The sequence below is a fragment of the Micromonospora sp. NPDC020750 genome (genome assembly GCF_044334565.1).
In the GTDB taxonomy this organism is placed as follows: domain Bacteria; phylum Actinomycetota; class Actinomycetes; order Mycobacteriales; family Micromonosporaceae; genus Micromonospora.
The window spans coordinates 650971-671894 of the sequence record NZ_JBIRTH010000004.1 but is presented as its reverse complement, the minus strand read 5'-3'; the positions used below and the strand labels follow the sequence as shown (position 1 = coordinate 671894).

At 74.2% G+C, this 20924-nt stretch carries 19 protein-coding genes and 1 riboswitch; of the genes, 9 read left to right on the top strand and 10 right to left on the bottom strand.

Features of this window, described 5'->3' with window-relative positions; translation table 11 throughout:
- Positions 1-240, top strand: a 240-nt coding sequence (locus tag ACH4T9_RS16760) for a C39 family peptidase (protein WP_396674907.1), incomplete at its 5' end; no start/stop codon positions are given.
- A gap of 164 nt (positions 241-404) precedes the next feature.
- Positions 405-824, top strand: coding sequence for a YchJ family protein (locus ACH4T9_RS16755; RefSeq protein ID WP_396674905.1), 420 nt, complete (start codon positions 405-407; stop codon positions 822-824).
- A 34-nt stretch (positions 825-858) separates the two neighbouring features.
- On the opposite strand, the gene ACH4T9_RS16750 is transcribed toward ACH4T9_RS16755, so the two are convergent.
- The 4 genes from ACH4T9_RS16750 to ACH4T9_RS16735 form a co-directional block, all read right to left on the bottom strand.
- Entirely contained in the window at positions 859-1662 is an 804-nt protein-coding gene (locus tag ACH4T9_RS16750; RefSeq protein ID WP_396674904.1) for a maleylpyruvate isomerase family mycothiol-dependent enzyme, read from the bottom strand.
- Between the two features lie 90 nt (positions 1663-1752).
- Positions 1753-2802, bottom strand: coding sequence for a hypothetical protein (locus ACH4T9_RS16745; RefSeq protein ID WP_396674902.1), 1050 nt, complete (start codon positions 2800-2802; stop codon positions 1753-1755).
- A gap of 96 nt (positions 2803-2898) precedes the next feature.
- Positions 2899-3783 carry a hypothetical protein gene (locus ACH4T9_RS16740; RefSeq protein WP_396674901.1) on the bottom strand — a complete coding sequence of 295 codons (885 nt, stop codon included), beginning with the start codon at positions 3781-3783 and terminating at the stop codon, positions 2899-2901.
- 34 nt (positions 3784-3817) lie between these two features.
- Entirely contained in the window at positions 3818-5503 is a 1686-nt protein-coding gene (locus tag ACH4T9_RS16735; RefSeq protein WP_396674899.1) for a serine/threonine-protein kinase, read from the bottom strand.
- Between the two features lie 345 nt (positions 5504-5848).
- On the opposite strand from ACH4T9_RS16735, the gene ACH4T9_RS16730 reads away from it, so the two are divergent.
- Positions 5849-6982 carry a peptidoglycan-binding protein gene (locus tag ACH4T9_RS16730; protein WP_396674897.1) on the top strand — a complete coding sequence of 378 codons (1134 nt, stop codon included), beginning with the start codon at positions 5849-5851 and terminating at the stop codon, positions 6980-6982.
- Positions 6983-7054: 72 nt separating this feature from the next.
- On the opposite strand, the gene ACH4T9_RS16725 is transcribed toward ACH4T9_RS16730, so the two are convergent.
- The gene (locus ACH4T9_RS16725; protein ID WP_396674896.1) at positions 7055-9094 is read right to left on the bottom strand and encodes a HelD family protein; all 2040 of its coding nucleotides are present in this window, start codon (positions 9092-9094) and stop codon (positions 7055-7057) included.
- 91 nt (positions 9095-9185) lie between these two features.
- Between ACH4T9_RS16725 and ACH4T9_RS16720 the strand changes: the two genes are divergently transcribed.
- The 5 genes from ACH4T9_RS16720 (at position 9186) to ACH4T9_RS16700 (ending at position 14493) form a co-directional block, all read left to right on the top strand.
- On the top strand, positions 9186-9881 hold the full coding sequence (locus ACH4T9_RS16720; RefSeq protein WP_396674894.1) for a TetR/AcrR family transcriptional regulator: 696 nt from the start codon (positions 9186-9188) through the stop codon (positions 9879-9881).
- A 120-nt stretch (positions 9882-10001) separates the two neighbouring features.
- Positions 10002-10112, top strand: a riboswitch (SAM riboswitch).
- Between the two features lie 279 nt (positions 10113-10391).
- Complete coding sequence (locus ACH4T9_RS16715) at positions 10392-11285, top strand: ABC transporter substrate-binding protein (RefSeq protein WP_396674893.1); 894 nt, start codon at positions 10392-10394, stop codon at positions 11283-11285.
- An 80-nt stretch (positions 11286-11365) separates the two neighbouring features.
- On the top strand, positions 11366-12172 hold the full coding sequence (locus tag ACH4T9_RS16710) for an amino acid ABC transporter permease (protein ID WP_396674891.1): 807 nt from the start codon (positions 11366-11368) through the stop codon (positions 12170-12172).
- A complete protein-coding gene (locus ACH4T9_RS16705; protein WP_396674890.1) occupies positions 12169-12918 on the top strand; it encodes an amino acid ABC transporter ATP-binding protein in 750 nt (249 codons plus the stop codon). The genes ACH4T9_RS16710 and ACH4T9_RS16705 overlap by 4 nt, the downstream gene beginning before the upstream one ends.
- Before the next feature lie 165 nt (positions 12919-13083).
- Entirely contained in the window at positions 13084-14493 is a 1410-nt protein-coding gene (locus ACH4T9_RS16700; protein WP_396674889.1) for an endo-1,4-beta-xylanase, read from the top strand.
- Positions 14494-14545: 52 nt separating this feature from the next.
- Here the strand turns inward: ACH4T9_RS16700 and ACH4T9_RS16695 are convergent, their stop codons facing one another.
- The 4 genes from ACH4T9_RS16695 to ACH4T9_RS16680 all read right to left on the bottom strand — a co-directional run bounded on the left by ACH4T9_RS16695 (position 14546) and on the right by ACH4T9_RS16680 (position 17719).
- The gene (locus ACH4T9_RS16695) at positions 14546-15598 is read right to left on the bottom strand and encodes an ABC transporter ATP-binding protein (protein WP_396674916.1); all 1053 of its coding nucleotides are present in this window, start codon (positions 15596-15598) and stop codon (positions 14546-14548) included.
- A gap of 71 nt (positions 15599-15669) precedes the next feature.
- On the bottom strand, positions 15670-16500 hold the full coding sequence (locus ACH4T9_RS16690) for an ABC transporter permease (RefSeq protein ID WP_396674914.1): 831 nt from the start codon (positions 16498-16500) through the stop codon (positions 15670-15672).
- Positions 16497-17300: a molybdate ABC transporter substrate-binding protein gene (gene modA / locus ACH4T9_RS16685; RefSeq protein ID WP_396674888.1), complete on the bottom strand. Its 804-nt coding sequence runs from the start codon at positions 17298-17300 to the stop codon at positions 16497-16499. The genes ACH4T9_RS16690 and modA overlap by 4 nt, the downstream gene beginning before the upstream one ends.
- Positions 17297-17719 (bottom strand): molybdopterin-binding protein, encoded by a 423-nt coding sequence (locus ACH4T9_RS16680; protein WP_396674886.1) that lies wholly within the window; start codon positions 17717-17719, stop codon positions 17297-17299. Before ACH4T9_RS16680 ends, modA begins: the two co-directional genes overlap by 4 nt.
- Before the next feature lie 191 nt (positions 17720-17910).
- Here ACH4T9_RS16680 and ACH4T9_RS16675 point away from each other — a divergent pair, with 191 nt between their 5' ends.
- Positions 17911-19485, top strand: coding sequence for a glutamate synthase-related protein (locus ACH4T9_RS16675; protein WP_396674885.1), 1575 nt, complete (start codon positions 17911-17913; stop codon positions 19483-19485).
- Between the two features lie 132 nt (positions 19486-19617).
- On the opposite strand, the gene ACH4T9_RS16670 is transcribed toward ACH4T9_RS16675, so the two are convergent.
- The gene (locus tag ACH4T9_RS16670) at positions 19618-20802 is read right to left on the bottom strand and encodes an acyl-CoA dehydrogenase family protein (RefSeq protein WP_396674883.1); all 1185 of its coding nucleotides are present in this window, start codon (positions 20800-20802) and stop codon (positions 19618-19620) included.
- Between the last annotated feature and the right edge of the window lie 122 nt (positions 20803-20924).

Below are 20924 nucleotides of genomic sequence, written 5' to 3'. Positions count from 1 at the left end.
GTCGTCCGCACCGTCGACGACGGCCGGGCCGTGGTCGCCAACATCGCCGGCACCACCACCGACACCGACGGCACGGTGCACTCCTTCGAGGGCGGGCACTACATCAGCGTCGTGGGCTACCGCGACGACGGCCGGACGGTGAAGATCGCCGACTCGGCCAACCCCGACCAGGCCAGCTACGAGATCACCGTCGACAACCTCGCCGACTGGATCGCCACCCGCGGCTACGCCACCTCCTGACCCACCCACAAACGACGAGGGCCGGCCCCCACCCGGGGAGCCGGCCCTTTCGTCGTCATGTCGGTCGGCCAGGTCCCGTCGGGGTCGGTGGCCAGGGGGCACGGGACAGAGCCAGGAACCCAGCCCCCGCCCGGGCGTCCCGACCGCTACGGCAGGATGGGGACGTGGCGAAGAGACCCGCCCGTGGCGGCGCACCCCGGAACGCGAACGGACCCTGCCCGTGCGGAAACAGCCAGCCCTACCCGGAGTGCTGCGGACGGCTGCACCGGGGCGAGGCGGACGCCGCTACCGCCGAGGCGCTCATGCGGTCCCGGTTCAGCGCGTTCGCCGTCGGCGACGCCGCCTACCTGCTGCGCAGCTGGCACTCCTCGACCCGACCCGAGCGGCTACACCTCGACCTCGGGCAGCGGTGGACCCGGTTGGAAATCCTCGGAACCGAGCACGGCGGCCTGTTCGACAGCGCCGGCACGGTCGCGTTCCGGGCCCACCACCGCGAGGGCGGACGGCCCGGAACGCTCACCGAGCACAGCCGCTTCACCCGCGAGGACGGCCGTTGGGTCTACCTCGACGCGCTGCCCGACTGACCGCCCCCGAGCCCCACAACCGCCACGTCGACGCTCACCCGAACGCGACCCGGTCCAGCCAGAAACGCAGCAGGTCCACGTCCCCGAACACCTCGACCGTGCCCGCCTCGACCGGCCGACGCCGGTACACCATGAGCAGCAGCTCCGACAACGGGCCACGGACCGCGACAGCCGCCTTCTCGTGGGACCGCCGCCACACGATCGCCTCGCCGGTCAGGTCGACCAGCCACTCCGCCGCCACCTCCGGCGCGGTGTCGGTGGCGTGCAGGTGCACCGTGCGCCCCGGCCCGAGCAGCTCCCGCTGCGCCGGATGGAAGTCGAGCATCTCCGGCAGCGACCCCAGCTCCATCCACTCGTCCACGGCGTCGAGCGCCACCCGCGCGTCGACGGCGAACTCCACGCCGAGGGCCAGTGCCGCGTCGGCGCGGTGCAGCAGCGTCTCGTGGGTGAACCGGCGCGCCCAGAACGTGCTGCCCACACCCACCGTGGTCGACGGCGTCGGTATCCAGATCGGCGCGTCCGGGCCTGCGGCGACAAGTGCGGCGGCGAACCCTCGCGCCCCGGCCCTCAGCCAGGGCCCGAGCACCGCGGGGTCCTCGTCGCGGTAAGGGGTCAGATCCCGGAAGGAGTCGTCGGGCGGCGGCCCGGCGGGCCGGTCCCGGACGATCGACTCCGCCCACCGCTGCCCGCCGCCCAGATGCCGGCCGAGCTGCCCCACGTTCCACCCCGGACAGGAGGGCACCGGCGTGGTCAGGTCGGCACCGGCCACATGCCCGGCCAACAGGTCGGTCTGCTCGACGAGCTGCGCACAGAGCTCGTCGTACCCCAATCGGCTCATCGCGTCAGGCTAGACCGGAGCACCGACGATCCGGCGGACCAGACGCGGGGTGGCCCGGATCCGCCGGCCCGTCCACCCCGCGTCTCGGCGTCAGCGAGCGGGGGTCTCCCCGTCCGGCCGGGGAATGACCACCGTGGCGTCGCCCGGCAACCGGTCGTGGTCGCCGTCGCGCTGCGGGTACGACGGGGTGGGCTCCGACCCGGCGTACGGGGCCACCGGCTGGGTGGCCTCGACAGGGTCGCCGGCCAGCCGGGGCACCACCTGAGTCCGGTCAGGGTCGTCGCCGGACGGCACCACCTGGGTCCGGTCGGGGTCGTAGGCGGCCTCCCTCGGCACCACCTGCGTCCGGTCGGCGTCGTCGGCCACCGGGGCGACCGACTCGGCCCGCTCGGCGTCCTTCGCCACCGGTCCCGTCGCCGCCAGCCGGGCCGCCACGTCCCGCCGCCCCGCCTGGTACGCCCGCGCATGCGTCGCGATCAGCTGCGACTCCCGCTCCGCCCGGCTCAGCCACGACTCCCACCGGCTCTGCATCGGCCGGACCAGCCCGCCGCCCACGCCGACCACGAGGATGCCGCCGATCGTCGCCAGCACCGCGACCAGCACCGGCGTGGTCACCGCCGTCGCCACGCCGATCTGGTTGAGCGCCGCGATGACGCCCAGCCCGAGGATGAACACCGACGCGATCGTCGCCAGCACCCGCCCGTACGACAGGCCGCCCAGCGCGCTGCTGATGATGTCCTTCACCGCGTGCGCGATCGCCGCCGCGACCACCACGATCACGATCGCCACGAACGCCCGGGGCAGCCACGCGATCACCCCGGCGATCAGATCCGAGATCGGATTCGGACCCCAGATGCCGAAGGCGAGCTGCAACGTCACCAGCAGCACCCCGTAGTAGGCGAGCTTCGCCACGATGTCGCTCGCGTCGTACCTGGACCGGGCCAGCGCGGCCTTGACCCCGCCGCGCTCGACCGCCCGGTCGAAGCCGACCCGTTCCAGCACCTTGTCCACGACCTTCAGCACGGCCTTCGCGACCAGCCAACCAGCCACCAGGATCGCCACAAAACCGAGGGCCTTGGGCAGGAACAGCAGCACCGCGCGCAGGGCATCCCCCACCGCGTCACCGAAGTTGTCTCTCATCGAAGGGTCCTTCACACCAGGGGTCGCAACAGATCCGCCCGCTCTACCCCGACCGCCCCGCGCGCAAACGCCGCCACACCCCGACGAGGACCGCCGTCAGCGCCGTCGGCAGACGTAACGGACCTCGGCGCCGGCCTGCACCGGCGACGGCTCGACGATGTTGACCGTCGCCGTCTCCCGCGTCGCGCCCACCCCGCTGAAGGACCACCTCAGGGGCAGCGTCACCGTCCGCTGCCCCCGCCCGACCCGCTCGCCGACCAGCGCCCCCGGCGCCGACCCGGAGCGCAGCCACTGGTAGCGGATCGTGCCGGCGTTGCCGTTGGTCCGCACCGTCGCGACCACCTCCACCGTCACATCGCACCGGTTGCCGGCGGGCTCCGTCACCGCCACCGTGACCCCTTCGATCGCCAACGGGCTCAGCCGCTGCCAGACGAACAGCCCGACCGCCACCACCAACACCACGGTGACCAGGGTGGACAGCACCGAGACGACCCGCCGCCACGGCGACCGGGGCCGCCGGGCCGCACCCGGCTGCCGCCAGGCGGGGGCAGCCGGCGCGACGCCCGGCACCCCCGGCCCGAACCGCACCTCGCCCGCCGACCCGCCGACGGTCGGCCCCGCCGTGGCCGGTGCGGTCCCGCCGGCCGCGATCGTGGGATCGGTGAAGCCCTCAGCGGTACGCGCAGAGCCGCCCCCGCCCCACACCGGCCCGGGCGGCCCACCCTGCCCGGGCGGCCCACCCTGCCCGGGCGGCCCACCCTGCCCGGGCGGCCCACCCTGCCCGGGCGGCCCCGCCCCGCCCCCGGCAACCGGGCCACCCGCAGGGACCGTCCCGCCCAGCCCGACCGTCCGGCCGAGGTCCACCGTCCGGCCCAGGTCGGCGGTCGGCTCCCCCGCGCCCGGCGTCCCGAAGCCCGACGGCGTCCCGGGGCGCGCGCCACCGAGGGGCAGCGCCGTCGTCGGCTCGTTCGGATCGCTCATCGCCAGCCTCCCGGCATCGTCGTCGGCCGCCCGGTCAGCCCGGCGTGCAGAACGACTGCAGGCTCACGTACGCCGGCCCACCCGACCCGGCCGAGTTGCCCGCGGCGTCCACGGCGGTGACCTGTACCGAGATACGCACCCCGTCGGCGGGGCGGTCGAACGGGCCGAGGGTGCCCTCGAACACGCCCTTGCCGACCGACGACATGACCACCGTGCCCGACTGCGCGCCCGACGTGTAGCGGAACGACACCCGCAGCCCGTCGGCGCCCGACCGGTCGTCGGTGACCGCCACCGTGACCGGGGTCGACGTCGCCCCGTACGGGCAGCCCCTCGGATCCAGGGTGGTCCACCGGGTGCTCGGCGTCCCGACCGTGGGGGCGGTGACGTCCGGCGCGGGCGGGGGGCTGCCGGCCGACACGGTGGGGCTCGGCGTCACCGTCCGGGTGGGCCGGACCGTCGGCGTCGGGGGCCGGGTCGTCGGGGCGGCGGTCGTCGGCCCGCCGGTGGTCGGGGCGACGGTTGAGGGTGTCGGCGTGGCCACCGACGGGGTCGGCGTGACCGGCGGCGGCGTGGCGGATCCGGAGACCGGGGCGACCGGCGCCGGCGCGGCAACCGGGGCGGCCTCGCCCGCCACGGGCACCACGTCGGGTTCATCGCTTGAGGCGTACCGGTAGCCGACGCCACCGACCAGCACGGCCGCGACCAGGGCGCCGCCGATCAGGGCCGGCCGAGCCCGACCGGTGCGCATCCGTCGACCGGTGCGGATCTCCCGCCCCATGCCCGGGCTGCCGTCCGGCACGAGGACCGTACTGGCCAGGCTGGTGCTGCCGCCCGAGGCGTCGGAGAACGGGAAGAACGCGGCCAGCAGCGCGGCCCGCCGGGCCAGCTCACGGACCCCGCGCTCCTCCCAGTCCGCCCCGTACCCCTCGGCGGCGATCTGCTCCAGGATGCCGAGGAAGACGTGCGCCGGTTGAGGACGCTCGGCGGGCAGCTTGGCCATCCCCCAGCGCAGCAGCTCGTGCACCGGCGGCGGGGCCGGGTCGGTGGGGACCGGCGCGTACGCGTGCTGCTCGCGCAGGGCCAGCAGGCTGCGGCCGTCGTACGGGGGGTGACCGGTCAGGCACTCGAAGAAGGTGGCCGTGGCGGCGTAGATGTCGCAGGCCGGGGAGGCCGCCGCGCCCGTCCACTGCTCCGGGGCCATGTAACGGGGCGTGCCGGTCACCATGGTGGCGGACTCCCGGCCCACCGGCATGGCGATGCCGAAGTCCGCGAGCTTGCTCTCCCCCTCGGCGGTGACCAGCACGTTCTCGGGCTTGTAGTCCCGGTGCACCACGCCCCGCGCGTGCGCGGCTGCGAGCCCGGCGAGGGACCCCTTGAGGACGAGGAGCGCGGCCTCCGGCCCGGTGGGCCCGTTGGCGCGCAGCATCTGCCGCAGCGACACCCCGTTGACCAGCTCCATCACGATGGCCGCGCCCGCGGTCGACTCGACGTACTCGTAGAGTCGGGAGACGTGCTGATCGTCGATCTCGGCCAGTAGCCGGGCCTCGGCTCGGAAGGGGTCGCGGAAGGCCGGGTCCGTGCCGAGGACGCCGGCGAGGTACTTCACGGCGACCGGGGTGCCGGACCCGTCGTGGGTGGCGAGCACCACCCGCCCGGACGCGCCCACGCCCAGCTCGCGCACCTCGGTGTAGCCGGACACCCGCCAGCTGTTCCCACTCATTGGACGGTCTCCACGGCTCTTCCGGATTGACGCCCGGCACACAGGGACGCCGCTCATTGTGGCGGTCGCTGTCCAGTCCGCCATCGGCGCAACGGTTGCATCCTCCGCACCGGACGTCGGCGCCTCGTCCGGTGCTTGTGGACGGCGCTACTCCCCCTAAGCCATCCTAGGAGGCTAGGTGAACGGGGCGGACGGTGGGCGACCTGCGGCGGGCACTCGTTCGGACGCCGACTCCCCGCCCGCCACCTCTGGTGTTGCGCGTCGGTTGGAAATATCCTCCACCTCACGCGTTGCCTGTGAAGCTACTTTTCACCCCGGCCGTCGTCAGCCACAGAGGAGATGCCCATGCACTTCGACCACCCCGAGCTGGACCGCCGCACCCTGTTGCGGGCCGGGCTCGGCGCGGCGGCCGTCGCCGTCGTCGGCACGGAACTCGCGTTCCCCGCCGCCGCGCAGGCCGCGTCCGGATCGGACGTCGACTGGATCATCAGCTGCGACGAGTGGGGCGCCCGGCCGCCGGCCGGCTCCCTGCCGCTCAGCGCCATCGCCACCAACAAGATCATCGTGCACCACATGGCGTTCCCGAACGTCACCGACTACTCGCGGGACCAGGCCGTGAAGCTGGCCCGGGACTGTCAGAACCTGCACATGGACGGCAACGGCTGGTCCGACACCGGCCAGCACTTCACCGTCAGCCGGGGCGGGCACGTGCTGGAGGGCCGGAGCGGCAGCCTCGAGCGGCTGGCCGCCGGCGACCGGCAGGTGATCTCGGCGCACTGCCCCGGGGAGAACGGCCGGGCCATCGGCATCGAGAACGAGGGCACGTACGTCACCGAGACGCCGCCGCAGGAGCTGCTCGACTCGCTGGTCCAGCTCTGCGCCACGATCGGCCGCCGGTACGGCCTGCACGCCCACGACATCTTCGGGCACTGGGACTTCCGCACCACCGCGTGCCCGGGAGCCGCGTTCTACCGGCAGTTCCCGGAACTGCGCCGCCGGGTCTTCCGCGAGCTGGGCACCGACATCGGCGACGTGCCGGCCCGCCGCTGGCCGGACCTGTGGCGGTTCGTCAACTCCCCGACCGTACGGGTGGCGCAGTACCTGCTCACCCACCGCGGCTACGTCGTGCCGGTGAACAGCACGTTCGACGCCGCGACCGTCGCCGCCGTGCAGGACTGGCAGGCCCGCAACGGCATCCCGGTCGACGTCGACGCCACCCTCACGGGGCCGACCTGGGAGACCCTCGCGCCCGAGCTGGACAAGAACGCCACCGGCGCCCCGGTCAGCGCCGTGCAGTTCATCCTGAACTCCAAGGGCTATGCCGACGTCACGGTGACCGGCGAGTTCGACCACGCCACCAAGAAGGCCGTCCAGGACCTCCAGCGGCTGCACGGCCTGCACCCGAACGGCAAGGTCAGCACGAGCACCTGGTGCGCGCTCGTCGGCGGCGTGGTCCGCCAGTCGTTCCAGGCGGGCTGACCGGCTCCCGGTCGTGGTGGGGCGGGTCCGGCGTTGGTCCCGCCCCACCACACACGCCCGACACCCCGGCGGTCAGCCGCGCAGCGCCGCCGGCAGGGGCCGGTGGTGGACGATGTCCAGTCGGGACACCGCCCTGGTCAGGGCCACGTACAGCCGGTGCGGGCCACGTGCCTCGGCGGCCACGATGTCCGCCGGCTCGACCAGCACCACGTGGTCGTACTCCAGGCCCTTGGCCAGGGTCACGGGCAGCAGGGTGACCCGGGCCGACAGATCCACCTCGTCCACCCCGGCGGCCGGGACGCCGGCGGCGCGCAGCGGGTCGGCGAGCCGCGCGACGGCCGCGTCGACGCCGACGACCGCGACCGAGCCCGCGTACCCGAGCGCGTCCCGGACCGCGTCGAGGACGCCGGCGTCCAGGTCATCGACGTGCCGTACGCGCAGGTGGCCCTCGGCGCGGACGGACCGGGTCGGCGGCACGTCCACGCCGAGCGTCCCGAGCAGCCGGTTGGCCGGCGCCAGCACCGCGCCGGGCACCCGGAATCCCACGGTCAGCGGCACGACCCTGGCCGTGGGCCGGCCCAGGTGGGTCAGCTGGTCCGGCCAGCTCCGCGCCGCCCACGGCGTCGTGCCCTGGGCGAGGTCGCCGAGCACGGTGAGGGAGCCGTGGACGCTGCGGCGGGCGAGGGCGCGGCACTGCATCGGCGAGAGATCCTGCGCCTCGTCGACGATGACGTGGCCGTATCCGGGGGGATGCTCGATCAGCCCGGCGACCTCATCGAGCAGGACGAGGTCGGCCGCGGACCAGCGGGCGCCCCGGGCGCCGCGCGGGCGGGCCCAACGGACGGCCTTCTGCTCGTCGGCGGTGAGAATCCCGTCGGCCGACCCGGCGAGCGCGTCCGGGTCACCGAGCAGCTTCGCCAGCAGCTCGCCGGGGCGGGCGGCGGGCCAGACCCGGTCGAGGAGGTCACGGACCGGGGCGCAGCGCCCCACCCGCCGCCCCCAGGCCGCGCCGGACAGCTCCACGCGTCGCTCGGCCTGTCGTTGCAGCAGGTCCACGATCCGGGACCGCAGCCGCTCGCGGCCGATCCCGTAGGGCGGGGACTCGCGCCGGATCTCGGCGACCAGCGCGGCGACGGCCCCGGCGGGCAGCCGCCAGCGGTAGGAGCCGTCGGGCACGGTGAGCGCCTCGGCGGGTACGCGGACGCGCCCGTACAGGGCCCGGTCGAGCACGACGGCCATCCGGGCGTCGTGCTTGACGGCGGCCGCGGCATCGTCGTCGACGGCGGCGATCGGGTGCCGGGCCAGGAGATCCTCCAGGGTCCGCTGGTCGACGTCGACCTCGCCGAGCGTGGGCAGCACGGCCGAGACGTACCGCAGGAAGGCCGGGTTCGGGCCGATCACCAGCACCCCGGTGCGGCCGAGCTGCCGCCGGTGGGTGTAGAGCAGCCAGGCCGCGCGGTGCAGCCCGACGGCGGTCTTGCCGGTGCCGGGCGCGCCCTGGACGCAGACGGACGTGTCGAGGTCGGCGCGAACCAGCTCGTCCTGTTCGGGCTGGATGGTGGCGACGATGTCGCGCATCGGGCCGACCCGGGGACGCTCGATCTCCGCAGCCACGAGCCGGCTGCCGCCGCCGAGTTCCTCCCCCCGGTCGAGGCGCTCGTCCTCGAACCCGGTGAGCCGGGCCGGGGCCGGCGGCGTGGAGCTCCACCCGTACCGGCGGCGGACCGCGACGCCGAGATGGTCCCGGGCGGTGGCCCGGTAGAAGGTGCGCGACACCGGCGCCCGCCAGTCGATGACGAGCGGGTAGCCGGCCTCGTCGGTGATGTGGCGGCGGCCGAGGTGGTAGCGCTGACCGGCGTGCTCGCCCGCCTCGGCGGCGGCGCCGAACCGGAGGCGGCCGAAGTAGGGCGGGGCGTCCGGCTCCTCGGCGAGTTCCTTGGCGTGGGTCCGCAGCATCCGGCCGAGGGTCTCGGCGGTCCAGCGGTCGCCGGCCACGTCCGCGCCGGTAGCCACCCGGTGTCGGGCGGTGTCGCGCATCCGGGCGAGCGCGGCGCGGGTCGCGGCCAGGTGCGCCTGCTCCCGCACGAGTTCCCGGTCGACCCCGTCGTCCATGGCAACCTCCGATGAGAATCATTAACCGGGTAAACATTCTAACCGCAGTCATGAAATTGACCTGGTATCGGCCGCTGGTAGCCTGGGTGGCGTGACCGGAGAGCAGGGCGTGACCGGAGAGCGAGGGCTGCGCGAACGCAAGCGGCAGCGCACCCACGACGCGATCTCGGCGGCGGCGATCTCGCTGTTCGTCGAACGAGGCTTCGACCGGGTGTCGGTCGCCGAGGTGGCCGCGGCCGCGGAGGTCTCCAAGCCGACGCTGTTCAAGTACTTCGCCACGAAGGAGGACCTGGTCCTGCACCGGATCGCCGACCACCGGGGCGAGTCGGCCCGGGTGGTACGCGGCCGACGCCCGGGCGAGGCGCCGCTCGCCGCGCTGCGCCGGCACTTCCTCGACGGGCTGGACCGCCGCGACCCGGTCACCGGGCTGAACGACGACCCCCGGGTGTTGGCGTACCACGGGATGGTCTTCTCGACCCCGAGCCTCGCCGCCCGGGTGGCCGGGCACGCCGCCGCCGAGGAGGCGGCGCTGGCCGACGCCCTCGACGACGCCGCCGGCACGCGCCGCGACGAACGGGGGCGGCCGGAGCCCGAGGCCCGGCCCGACGGGCTGACCGGCCGGCTCGCGGCGGCACAGATCGTCGCGGCGCAGCGGGTACTGGCGCGGGACAACTGGCGTCGTCTCACCGAAGGGTGCACCGCCGCCCGGGCGCACCCGGAGGCGGTCGCCGCCGCCGACCACGCCTTCACGCTGCTCGACGCCGGCCTGGCCCCGTACCGGGGCTGAACCTCGGCGGCGGTCGCCCGGCGAGGGCGATGTCCGACGTGTCGGCCGGAGCCCCACCCGGGGTGAGCGTCGTCATAACGACTGGACGCCCGGCCCGGTGCCGTTGCTAGGCTCCAACCAGGTCATGAGCGCCAGCGTCAAGCCCCGGCTCGCTGGCCGGCAACCCTCCTCCGCGGTGGGGTGCCCCGGGTGAAGACCAGGCACCGGAGTTCACCGGTGCAAGCGTGGCCTGGTCCCCAGGTCAACACCGACCTTGGAGAACCATGTCTGCTCGTCTGTGCGCCCCGCTCACTGCCGCCCGCTCGGCACCGGCCGCGTCACCATCCCGTCCCGCGCTGGTCAGGCGTCGGCACGTGGATCTGATGCGGGTGTGCAGCGACGGCTGTCGCCGTCACGCGGCGCGCTGAGCGCCTCCCCCCTTCCGTAGTAGCCCCCTTCCGCGGCCGCCCGTCGGCGTGCCGCGTCCGGCGGCGTGCCGTCCGCGCGCCGCCCTGATCCCAGGAGACACCTGTGCGATTCCTCCCTGCCCTGACCAGATTCGCCGTGCTGGGCGTCGCGGCCGTCGTCGGCGCTGCCACCCTCACCGCCTGCGGCGACGACACCTCGGCCGCCGCCGACAACCCGTACGGCCTGGTCCAGCCCGGTGTGCTGCGGGCCGGCACCCTCACCGACGCGCCACCGAACGTGTACCTGAAGGACGGAAAGTTCACCGGCTTCGACAACGACCTGCTCACCGCGGTCGCGGAGAAGATCGGCCTGAAGGTGGAGTTCGTCGGCACCGACTTCTCCGCGCTGCTGTCGCAGGTCAACAACCGCAAGTTCGACGTGGGCAGTTCCTCGATCACCATCACCGAGGCGCGGAAGAAGACCGTCGACTTCGGCAACGGCTACGACTTCGGCTACTTCGGGCTGGACGTCCCGGCCGGATCCCCGATCACCGGCTTCGACCAGCTCGACGGCAAGCGGGTGGTGGTCGTGCAGGGCACCGTGCAGGACGACTACGCCACCGGCCAGAAGCTGGACCCCGTGCGGGTGCCGGACTACAACGGAGCGCTCAACCAGCTCAAGGCCGGCACCGCCGACGCCTGGATCGCCCCGGCGGAGATCGGCGACAAGTCCGCCGCCGACAGCGGCGGGAAGATCACGGTGGCCGCGAAGCAGCTCAGTTCCACACCGACCGCGTACGCGGTGGCCAAGGGCAACGACGCGCTGCGCGCGGCGCTGGACAAGGGCCTCGACGAGGTCATCGCCGACGGCACGTGGAGCCGGTTGCAGGAGCAGTACTACCCGGGCCGGCCGATCCCGGCGGACTTCAAGCCGGGCAGCGGCTCGGTGCCGGTGCCCGGCGCATCGGCGGCGGCCCCGGCCGGGTCGGCCGCGCCGTCGGCGTCGGCCTCGTCCTGAGTACGCGGGCGTGACGGCACGGGCGACGCCGGGCCGACGGTACGGATGACCAGCGAGCGGGGCGGACGGGAAGACGACTGATGGATCCACTGAGCACCCTGTGGGAGACCTTCTTCGACTGGGACTCCATGCGCGCGGCGCTGCCCGAGATGCTCACCGTCGGGCTGCCCAACACGCTGATCCTGGCGATCTCGGCCGCCCTGCTCGGCTCCCTGCTGGGCATGCTGCTGGCGGTCGCGGGCATCTCGCGTACCCGGTGGTTGCGCTGGCCGGCGCGGGTGTACACGGACGTCTTCCGCGGCCTGCCGGCGGCGGCGACGATCCTGCTCATCGGCGTCGGCCTGGCGCCGCTGGGCATGCAGGTGTGGGGGCCGAACCCGTACCCGCTGGGCATCCTGGCGCTGTCGCTGATCGCGTCGGCGTACATCGGGGAGATCTTCCGGGCCGGCATCCAGAGCGTGGAGGCCGCCCAGCTGGAGGGGGCCCGGGCGCTGGGGTTCTCCTGGGGCGAGGCGATGCGGCTGGTGATCATCCCGCAGGGGGTCCGCCGGGTGCTGCCGGCCTGGGTGAACCAGCTCATCGCCCTGATCAAGGACTCCAGCCTGGTCTACTTCCTCGGCCTGGTGGCCAGCCAGCGGGAGCTGTTCCGGATCGGGCAGGACCACGCGGCGACCACCGGCAACGAGTCGGCGCTGCTGCTGGCGGGCCTGCTCTACCTGACGCTGACCGTGCCGCTGACCCACGCGGTGAACTGGATCGACCGGCGGCTGCGGCAGGGCCGGCCGACCACGGCGACCGAGGACGACGGCGCAGTGGCGCTCGCCGGGCAGAACGCGCTGCCCGGCGACGCCGCCGCCCGCGCGAGCACGGGAAAGGACGAGCGATGAGCACCGCGACCGGCACGACGACCCCGGTGAGCCTGAGCGTGCGGGACGTGCACCTCGCCTTCGGCGCCAACCGGGTGCTGCGCGGCGCGAGCCTGGACGTCGGCCGGGGCGGCACGGCCTGCGTCATCGGGCCGTCCGGGTCGGGCAAGTCCACCCTGCTGCGCACGATCAACCGGCTCATCGAGCCGGACCGCGGGGACGTGCTGCTGGACGGGCGCAGCGTGATGGGCGACGACCCGGACGCGCTGCGCCAGCGGATCGGCATGGTGTTCCAGCAGTTCAACCTCTTCCCGCACATGACGGTGCTGCGCAACATCACCCTGGCGCTGCGCCGGCTCAAGCGGCTCGGCGAGGACGAGGCCGCGCAGGTGGCCCGCGCCCAACTGGAGCGGGTCGGCCTGGCCGGCCGGGCCGACGCCCGGCCGGCGCACCTGTCCGGCGGGCAGCAGCAGCGGGTGGCGATCGCCCGGGCGCTGGCGTTGCAGCCGCAGGTGATGCTCTTCGACGAGGCGACCTCGGCCCTGGACCCGGAGCTGGTCAAGGGGGTGCTCGGCATCATGGCGGAGCTGTCGGCGGGCGGCATGACCATGGTGGTGGTGACCCACGAGATGGGCTTCGCCCGCGAGGTCGCCGACACCGTGGCGTTCATGGACGGCGGGGTGGTGCTGGAGGCCGGCGAGCCGGCGGCGATCTTCGAGCGTCCCGAGCATCCCCGGCTGCGCCGCTTCCTGTCCCAGGTGCTCTGACCGGCCCGCACCGCCGGCTAGGTTCCGAAACTTTCGGCGTCGTTGGCCACATATGACCGGCAAATGTCGGACTAGAGCTTTCCGAAACTTCTCGATAACCTGTATCGAAAGTCGCTGATGTCGTCGGCCGCGCGACGACTTCGATCCCCCGGAGGGCAGTCAGGCATGAGCAGCTCAGCAGCACGCGACCGCGGAAGCGCCAGGGTTCGACCGGGCCGACGCGCGGCGCTGGTCTCCGCCACCGTCGGCACGGTGGCCGCCGGTATGGTGCTGGCGCTGGCCACCGCGGCCAGCGCCGGCACCACCCTCGCCACCTCGGCGGCCGAGAAGGGCCGCTACTTCGGCACCGCGGTGGCCGCGAACAAGTTGTCGGATTCCACGTACGTCGGGATCCTGAACCGCGAGTTCAACATGGTCACCCCCGAGAACGAGATGAAGTGGGACGCGACCGAGCCGTCCCAGGGCCAGTTCAACTACACCAGCGCCGACCGCATCGTCAGCCACGCCCAGGCCAACGGCATGCGGGTCCGGGGCCACGCGCTGGCCTGGCACTCGCAGCAGCCCGGCTGGGCACAGAACCTCAGCGGCAGCGCGCTGCGCTCGGCGATGGTCAACCACGTCACCCAGGTCGCCACCCACTACAAAGGAAAGATCCACTCCTGGGACGTGGTCAACGAGGCGTTCGCCGACGGCGGCAACGGCGCCCGGCGCGACTCGAACCTCCAGCGCACCGGCAACGACTGGATCGAGGTGGCGTTCCGCGCCGCCCGCACCGCCGACCCGGGCGCGAAGCTCTGCTACAACGACTACAACACCGACGGGCAGAACGCGAAGTCCAACGCGGTTTACGCGATGGTCTCCGACTTCAAGGCCCGGGGCGTGCCGATCGACTGCGTCGGGTTCCAGTCGCACTTCAACAGCGCCTCCCCGGTGCCCGGCGACTACCAGGCCAACCTGCAACGGTTCGCCAACCTCGGCCTCGACGTGCAGATCACCGAGCTGGACATCGAGGGCTCCGGCACGGCGCAGGCCACCTCGTACGCCAACGTCACCAAGGCGTGCCTGGCGGTGTCCCGCTGCACCGGCATCTCCGTGTGGGGCATCCGGGACACCGACTCCTGGCGGGCCAGCGGCACCCCGCTGCTGTTCGACGGCAACGGCAACAAGAAGGCCGCGTACACCGCCACTTTGGACGCGTTGAACAGCGGCACGCCCATTCCGACCACGCCCCCGCCCACCACGCCCCCGCCGACCACTCCTCCCCCGACCACCCCGCCGCCCGGCGCGGGCTGCACGGCGTCGTTGTCCCTGCAGACCTGGACCGGGGGCTTCGTGGCGACGGTGCGGGTGACGGCCGGCTCGTCGGGCACCAACGGCTGGGCGTCCACCGTCACGTTGCCGTCGGGCACGGCGGTCACCAACGCGTGGAACGCGCAGAGCAGCGGCACCACCGGAACGGTCCGGTTCGCCAACGTGGCCTACAACGGCCGGCTCACCGCCGGACAGTCGACCGAGTTCGGCTTCCAGGGCACCGGCGCCCCGCCGTCGGGCACCCCGTCCTGCACCGCGAGCTGACCCGGCATCCGATCACGGCGACCCGGTGCCACCGGGTCGCCGTGTCGTGCGGTCAGTGCCCCACCGGGTACGCGCGGGTCTCGGCGGCCCTGACCGCCGCCCACACCGCCCGGCCCGGGACCAGCCGCAGCTGCGCGGCGGCGGCCGGGGTGACGTCGGCGGCGACGGACAGCGGCCCGTCGAGCTGGACGCGCAGGTTGTCGCCGTGCCGCTGCACCCCGGCGACGGTGGCTGACCATGTGTTGCGAGGGCTGCCCTCGGGCCGGGCGGGGTACAGCGCGACGGCGGCCGGCGGGAACGCCACGAACGCCTCGCCGGCCACGCTGTCGGCGGCGGTGAGGGTCAGCCCGCCGACCCGGACCCGATGGCCGTCGGCGTGGCCCCGGTGCAGGTTGAGTCCGACCAGGCGGGCGACGTAGTCGGTGCGGGGGCGGGCGGTGACGGTGGCCGCGTCGCCGGTCTGGACGACCCGGCCACCCTCAACGACGACCAGCCGGTCGGCGAGCACCAACGCGTCGAGGGGATCGTGGGTGACCAGCACGGTCGCGCCCGGGTGGGCGGCGAGGTGGCGGTGCAGCTCGGCGCGGGTGTCCAGGCGGGTGCGGGCGTCGAGGGCGGCGAGCGGCTCGTCGAGCAGCAGCAGGGTGGGATCGACGGCGAGGGCGCGTGCCAGCGCGACCCGCTGCGCCTGCCCGCCGGAGAGCTGCCGGGGCCGGCGCCGGGCGTGCTCGGCGAGGCCGACCCGGGCCAGCCAGGCGTCGGCGACGGCCCGGGCGGCCCGCCGGTCAGCGCCGCGCCGGCGCGGGCCGAAGGCGACGTTGTCCCGGGCGCTCAGGTGCGGGAAGAGCAGGTAGTCCTGGAAGACGACGCCGACCGGGCGGCGCTCGGGCGGGGTCCACGCCCGGCGGTCGGGGCGGTCGAGGTCGGCCCCGGCGAGGGTGAGGTGGCCGGCGGTCAGCGGGTGCAGGCCGGCCAGCACGCGCAGCGCGGTGGTCTTGCCGGCGCCGTTGGGCCCGAGCAGCGCCACCACCTCCCCGGCGCGTACCCGCAGGGCGACGTCGAGGTGGAAGCCGCCCCGGTCGGCGACGAGGTGGGCGTCCAGCAGCGGCGGGACGGGGTCGCCGGTGCCCGGCCCAGCAGGCGGCGGGACGGGGTCGGCAGGTGGCGCGGCGGCGGTCACGGGCCGGCCGTCCACTTGTCGCGCAGCCCGGCGAGGATGGCCACGGAGACGGTGAGCAGGACGAGGCTGAGCACGATCGCGGCCTCCAGGTCGGTCTCCAGGGCCAGGTACACGGCCAGGGGCATGGTCTGGGTACGGCCCGGGAAGTTGCCGGCGAAGGTGATGGTGGCGCCGAACTCGCCGAGGGCACGGGCCCAGCACAGCATCGCCCCGGCGGCCACGCCGGGGGCGACCAGCGGCAGGGTGACGTGCGTGAAGGTGGTCCACCGGCCGGCCCCGAGGGTGGCGGCGGCCTCCTCGTACCGGACGTCGGCCCCGCGCAGCGCGCCCTCGACGGCGATGACCAGGAACGGCATGGCCACGAACGCCTCGGCGAGGACGACCCCGGCGGTGGTGAACGGCAGGGTGATCCCGAAGGTGGCATCGAGCCAGCCGCCGAGCAGCCCCCGCCGCCCGAAGACCAGCAGCAGAGCGACGCCGCCGACCACCGGCGGCAGCACCAGCGGCACGGTGACCAGCGCCCGGACCAGCCGCCGGCCGGGGAACTCCAGCCGGGCCAGCAGCCACGCCAGGGGCACGCCGAGGACGACGCAGACCAGCGTGGCGACCGTGGCGGTGAGCAGGGACAGCCGCAGCGCGGTGAGCACCCCCGGCGCGGCCAGCCGCTGCGGCAGGGTGGCCCACGGAGCGCGGGCGAGCAGCCCGGCGAGGGGCAGCACGAGGAAGATCAGCCCGAGCCCGGCCGGGACGAACAGGGCGACGGGCATCCGCCGCCCGGGGACGCGGCGGCGCGGTGTCGCCGGGCGGGCTCGTACCACCGGGGTCAGGCCCGCGGGGGCTGGAACCCGGCGGCGGTCAGCGCGGCGCGGCCCCGCTCGGACCGCACGTACGCGACGAGCTCCCGGGCTGCCGCCGGGTTGCCGGCCTGCCGGAGCACGACGATCGGGTAGTCGTTGACGGCCCCGGCGGACTCGGGGAACTCCACGGCGTCCACCTCGGACGCGGCGGCGGCGTCGGTGCGGTAGACCAGCGCGGCGTCGACCTCGCCGAGGCGCAGCTTGGACAGCGCGCCCCTGACGTCCTGTTCGAGGGTGACCGGGGTGAGCGGCACGCCGGCGGCGTCGAGGGCGGTGCGGGCCGCCGCCCCGCAGGGCACCTGCGGGGCGCACAGCGCGACCTTCGTCCCGGGCCGGGTCAGGTCGGCCAGCCCGGCCACCGACCGCGGATTGCCCTCCGGCACGGCGATGACGAGCTGGTTACGGGCGAAGGTGACCGGGGGGCCGTCGGCGTTGCCGGCGTCGGTGACCGTACGCATGGTGGCCGGGGACGCGGCGGCGAACACGTCGGCGGGCGCGCCCTGATTGACCTGGGTGGCCAGGGCGGAGCTGCCGGCGAAGCTGAAGGTGACCGTCGTGCCCGGGTGGGCGGCCTCGAACTCGGCGCCCAGCCGGGTGAACGACTCGGTCAGCGACGCCGCCGCGAAGACGGTGACCGGGCCACGCACCCCGTCGCCACTCGCGGACGAGTCGGACCCGCCGGCGCAGCCGGTGACGGCGAGGGCCAGGGCGACCACCCCGGTCAGGGCGGTGCGGGTCCGTCGGGTCCCCGGGTTCCCGTGTGCGGTCACGGGCCGGTCCTTCCTCGCGGGGGGTGCGGGGCCGGCCGTTCCACCACGACCGTGGTCGACTTGATCACCGCGACGGCGACCGAGCCGACCTGGAGGCCCAGGTCGTCGACCGCCTCGCGGCTCATCAGCGACACGATCCGGAACGGCCCGGCCTGGATGTCGACCTGGGCCATCACGGCGTCCTTGACCACCGCGGTGACGATGCCGCGCAGCCGGTTGCGGGCCGACGACAGCTCGGCGTGTTCCTCGGGCGCGGCAGCCGCGGCGCGGACGAACGCGGCCAGGTCGGCGCCGTCGAGCACCCGGTGGCCGTGCTCGTCGCGGGTGGCGGCGAGGCGGCCGGCGTCGACCCAGCGCCGCACCGTGTCGGTGCTGACGCCGAGAAGTTCGGCCGCCTCGCCGATCCGGAACACCGTCACGGAGGGCACTCTACCGTGCCGCCGATGCGGCCCGAAAGCTCACCGGGCCCCCGCAGCTACGGCGTCCGTACCGGCGAACCGCTCGCAGATGCGTCGCCACGCCGAGGCCGGGCCGCCGGGTCGGCATGCATCCCGGGCGGACGGGACTCGCCGGCCGTGCGAAATCCGGCGACCCCGGGGAGACTGACGCCATGAGATGGGTCCGTCGAACCGTGCCCGCCGTCGCCGCCGCAGTCGCGGCGCTGGCCGCCCGTGACGTCCTGCAGCGTGACCACGCGCTGCTGCGCAACTTTCCGGTGATCGGTCGGGCCCGGTACCTGCTGGAGTCGATCGGGCCGGAGTTGCGGCAGTACATCGTGGCCGGCAACAACGAGGAGCGGCCGTTCACGCGCGACCAGCGGCGCTGGGTGTACGCCTCGGCGAAGCAGGAGAACAACTACTTCGGGTTCGGCACCGACAACGACATCGAGTACACCGCCGGATACCCGATCATCAAGCACCGCACGTTCGGCCGGACGGTGCCGCCGTCGTCGCCGACGGCCGGGCACGACGTACGGCTGCCGTGCGCCAAGGTGCTCGGGGCGGCCCGGGGACGGGCGCGGGCCTTCCGGCCGGAGTCGGTGGTCAACGTCTCCGGGATGAGCTTCGGATCGCTGTCCGGCAACGCCGTGGCGGCGCTCAACCGGGGGGCGGCCCTGGCCGGGTGCCTGCAGAACACCGGCGAGGGGGGCCTGTCCCCGTACCACCGGCGGGGTGGGGAGCTGGTGTTCCAGCTCGGCACCGCGTACTTCGGCTGCCGCGACGAGCACGGCCGGTTCGACCTGGCCCGGCTCAGGGACCTGGTCGCCGGCGCGCCGGTACGGGCGCTGGAGGTCAAGCTCAGCCAGGGCGCGAAACCGACCCTGGGCGGGCTGTTGCCGGCGGCGAAGGTGTCGGCGGAGATCGCCGCGACCCGGGGCATCCCGCAGGGCCGGGACTGCGTCAGCCCGTCCCGGCACGCCGAGTTCTCCGACTGCGACAGCCTGCTGGACTGGGTGGAACTGCTGGCCACCGAGACCGGCCTGCCGGTGGGGATCAAGTCCGCCGTCGGCGACCTCGGTTTCTGGGAGGAGCTGACCACCCTGATGCGCGACACCGGCCGCGGGGTCGACTTCGTCACCGTCGACGGCGGCGAGGGCGGCACCGGTGCCGCCCCGCTGATCTTCACCGACTCGGTGTCGCTGCCGTTCCAGCAGGGCTTCTCCCGGGTGTACAAGGTCTTCGCCGAGCAGGGGCTGCACGAGCAGGTCGTCTTCGTCGGCGCCGGCAAGCTGGGGCTGCCGGACAACGCGGTGGTGGCGTTCGCGCTCGGCTGCGACATGGTCAACGTCGGCCGGGAGGCGATGCTGGCGATCGGCTGCATCCAGGCGCAGAAGTGCCACACCGACACCTGCCCGACCGGGGTCGCCACCCAGAACCCGTGGCTGGCCCGGGGCCTGGACCCGGCGTCGAAGTCGGTGCGAGCGGCGAACTACCTGCGGACGCTGCGGCGGGACCTGGTCAAGGTCGCGGAGGCGTGCGGGGTGGAGCACCCCGGGCTGATCGACGCCGACGCGGTGGAGATCCTCGGCGGCCGGACCTCCTCCACGCCGCTGCGGGAGGTCTACGGCTACCGCCCGGACTGGGGCCTGCCGTCGACCGCCGACCGGGAGGAGATCGTCCGCCTGATGACCCCCGAGGCGCCGAGGGGCGGCACCGCGACGCCCTCCCCCACCGCCATACCCTGACGGCGGCGACGCGTCGGGCGTCGTACGCCCGGGCATCAGGACAGTGACCGTCGGCGGCCCCGCCCCGGTCCGGACGCGGGCGCCCGGGGCCCTCCCACCAGCGGCGGTGGGAGAGCCCCGCGACGCGAGGCGTCACAGGTAGAGGGTGTTGGGCTCCTGCCCGCACAGCACCCGGCCGTACAGCTCGGTGTTGACGTCCGGGACGACGAGGCCGTGCAGCGCGGCGGAGGTGATGTCCCGCACGATGCGCTGGATCGGCACGTCGCTGTAGATGGAGGTGCCACCGCTGGCCATCTGGAAGATGTCGGCGACCTCCTTGGCCAGGCGGGCCGCCTCGCCCTGGTCGGCGCGTGCCCGGACCCGCTCCTCGACGGTCCACGCCTCGCCACTGAACGCCTTGTGGTCGACGACCTCGGCGATGCGCCGGGCGTGGAACAACGCCTGGTCGACCTTGTGGGCCGCGGTGCCGACCCGCAGGTGGGTCAGCGGGGCCTCGGCCTGGCTCGGGTAGTCGGTGTAGATGATCTTCCGGTCGGGCAGCCGCTCGAAGAAGCTGTCCCACGCCGCCTTGGCCAGGCCGGCGAGCATGCCGGCGCCGGAGACGGCGGCGACCAGCGTGGCCGGGGTGGAGTAGATGGGAATGTTCCGGTTGGTCTCGGACAGGGTGTCCGGACCGAGCGCGGCCCCCAGCGGGATGACCCGCTCGGCGGGGAGAAAGACGTCCGTGGCCACCGTGGTGATGCTGCCGGAGCCGCGCAGCCCGGTGGTGTGCCAGTCGTCGACCAACTCCATGTCGGACATCGGGACCATGGTCATGACCGGCTCCGGCTCGGCGCCGTCGCGCAGGATGACGGCCGCGGCCTCCATCCAGTGCGCGTGGTGCGCGCCGCTGACGAAGGGCCACCGGCCGTTGAGGATGTAGCCGCCCTCGACCGGGACCATGGTGCCCTTGGGGGCGTTGGTGCCGCAGACCCGCACGTCCGGGGTCGAGAACACCTCGTCCTGCACCTCGTCGGGGAACATGCAGACCAGGTACGTGGGGATCCAGTTGACCATCGCCACCCAGGCCACCGAGCCGTCGATGCGGCCCAGCGCCGCGCCGACCTCGACCAGGGTGGCGCCGTCGCACTCGTAGCCGCCGTACCGCTTGGGCACCCGCATCCGGAAGATGCCCGCCTCGGCCATCGCCTCGACCGTCGCCTCGTGCAGCCGCCGGTTCTCCTCCGACCACGCGATGTGCTCCCGGAGCACCGGCTCGGCCTTGGCGACCCGGCGGAGGATCTCCTCGCGCGTGGGGGTCTCAGTGATCGTCACCATTTCCTCCTTGAAGGCTCTCCGGTCCGTGGACCTTGTCCCCCTCACGGTCGCACCGGCCGCCGCGCGGACACTTCTTCCGTATTGCGGGGGTGCCCCGGAGCCGGGTCCGGGGGACGCCACGG

Coding starts and splice junctions, on each gene's coding strand:
- ACH4T9_RS16750 (WP_396674904.1), bottom strand. CDS start 1,662: ATGAGCCGATTGGGGTACGACGAGCTCTGTGCGCAGCTCGTCGAGCAG.
- ACH4T9_RS16745 (WP_396674902.1), bottom strand. CDS start 2,802: ATGAGAGACAACTTCGGTGACGCGGTGGGGGATGCCCTGCGCGCGGTG.
- ACH4T9_RS16740 (WP_396674901.1), bottom strand. CDS start 3,783: ATGAGCGATCCGAACGAGCCGACGACGGCGCTGCCCCTCGGTGGCGCG.
- ACH4T9_RS16735 (WP_396674899.1), bottom strand. CDS start 5,503: ATGAGTGGGAACAGCTGGCGGGTGTCCGGCTACACCGAGGTGCGCGAG.
- ACH4T9_RS16730 (WP_396674897.1), top strand. CDS start 5,849: ATGCACTTCGACCACCCCGAGCTGGACCGCCGCACCCTGTTGCGGGCC.
- ACH4T9_RS16725 (WP_396674896.1), bottom strand. CDS start 9,094: ATGGACGACGGGGTCGACCGGGAACTCGTGCGGGAGCAGGCGCACCTG.
- ACH4T9_RS16710 (WP_396674891.1), top strand. CDS start 11,366: ATGGATCCACTGAGCACCCTGTGGGAGACCTTCTTCGACTGGGACTCC.
- ACH4T9_RS16705 (WP_396674890.1), top strand. CDS start 12,169: ATGAGCACCGCGACCGGCACGACGACCCCGGTGAGCCTGAGCGTGCGG.
- ACH4T9_RS16700 (WP_396674889.1), top strand. CDS start 13,084: ATGAGCAGCTCAGCAGCACGCGACCGCGGAAGCGCCAGGGTTCGACCG.
- ACH4T9_RS16675 (WP_396674885.1), top strand. CDS start 17,911: ATGAGATGGGTCCGTCGAACCGTGCCCGCCGTCGCCGCCGCAGTCGCG.
- ACH4T9_RS16670 (WP_396674883.1), bottom strand. CDS start 20,802: ATGGTGACGATCACTGAGACCCCCACGCGCGAGGAGATCCTCCGCCGG.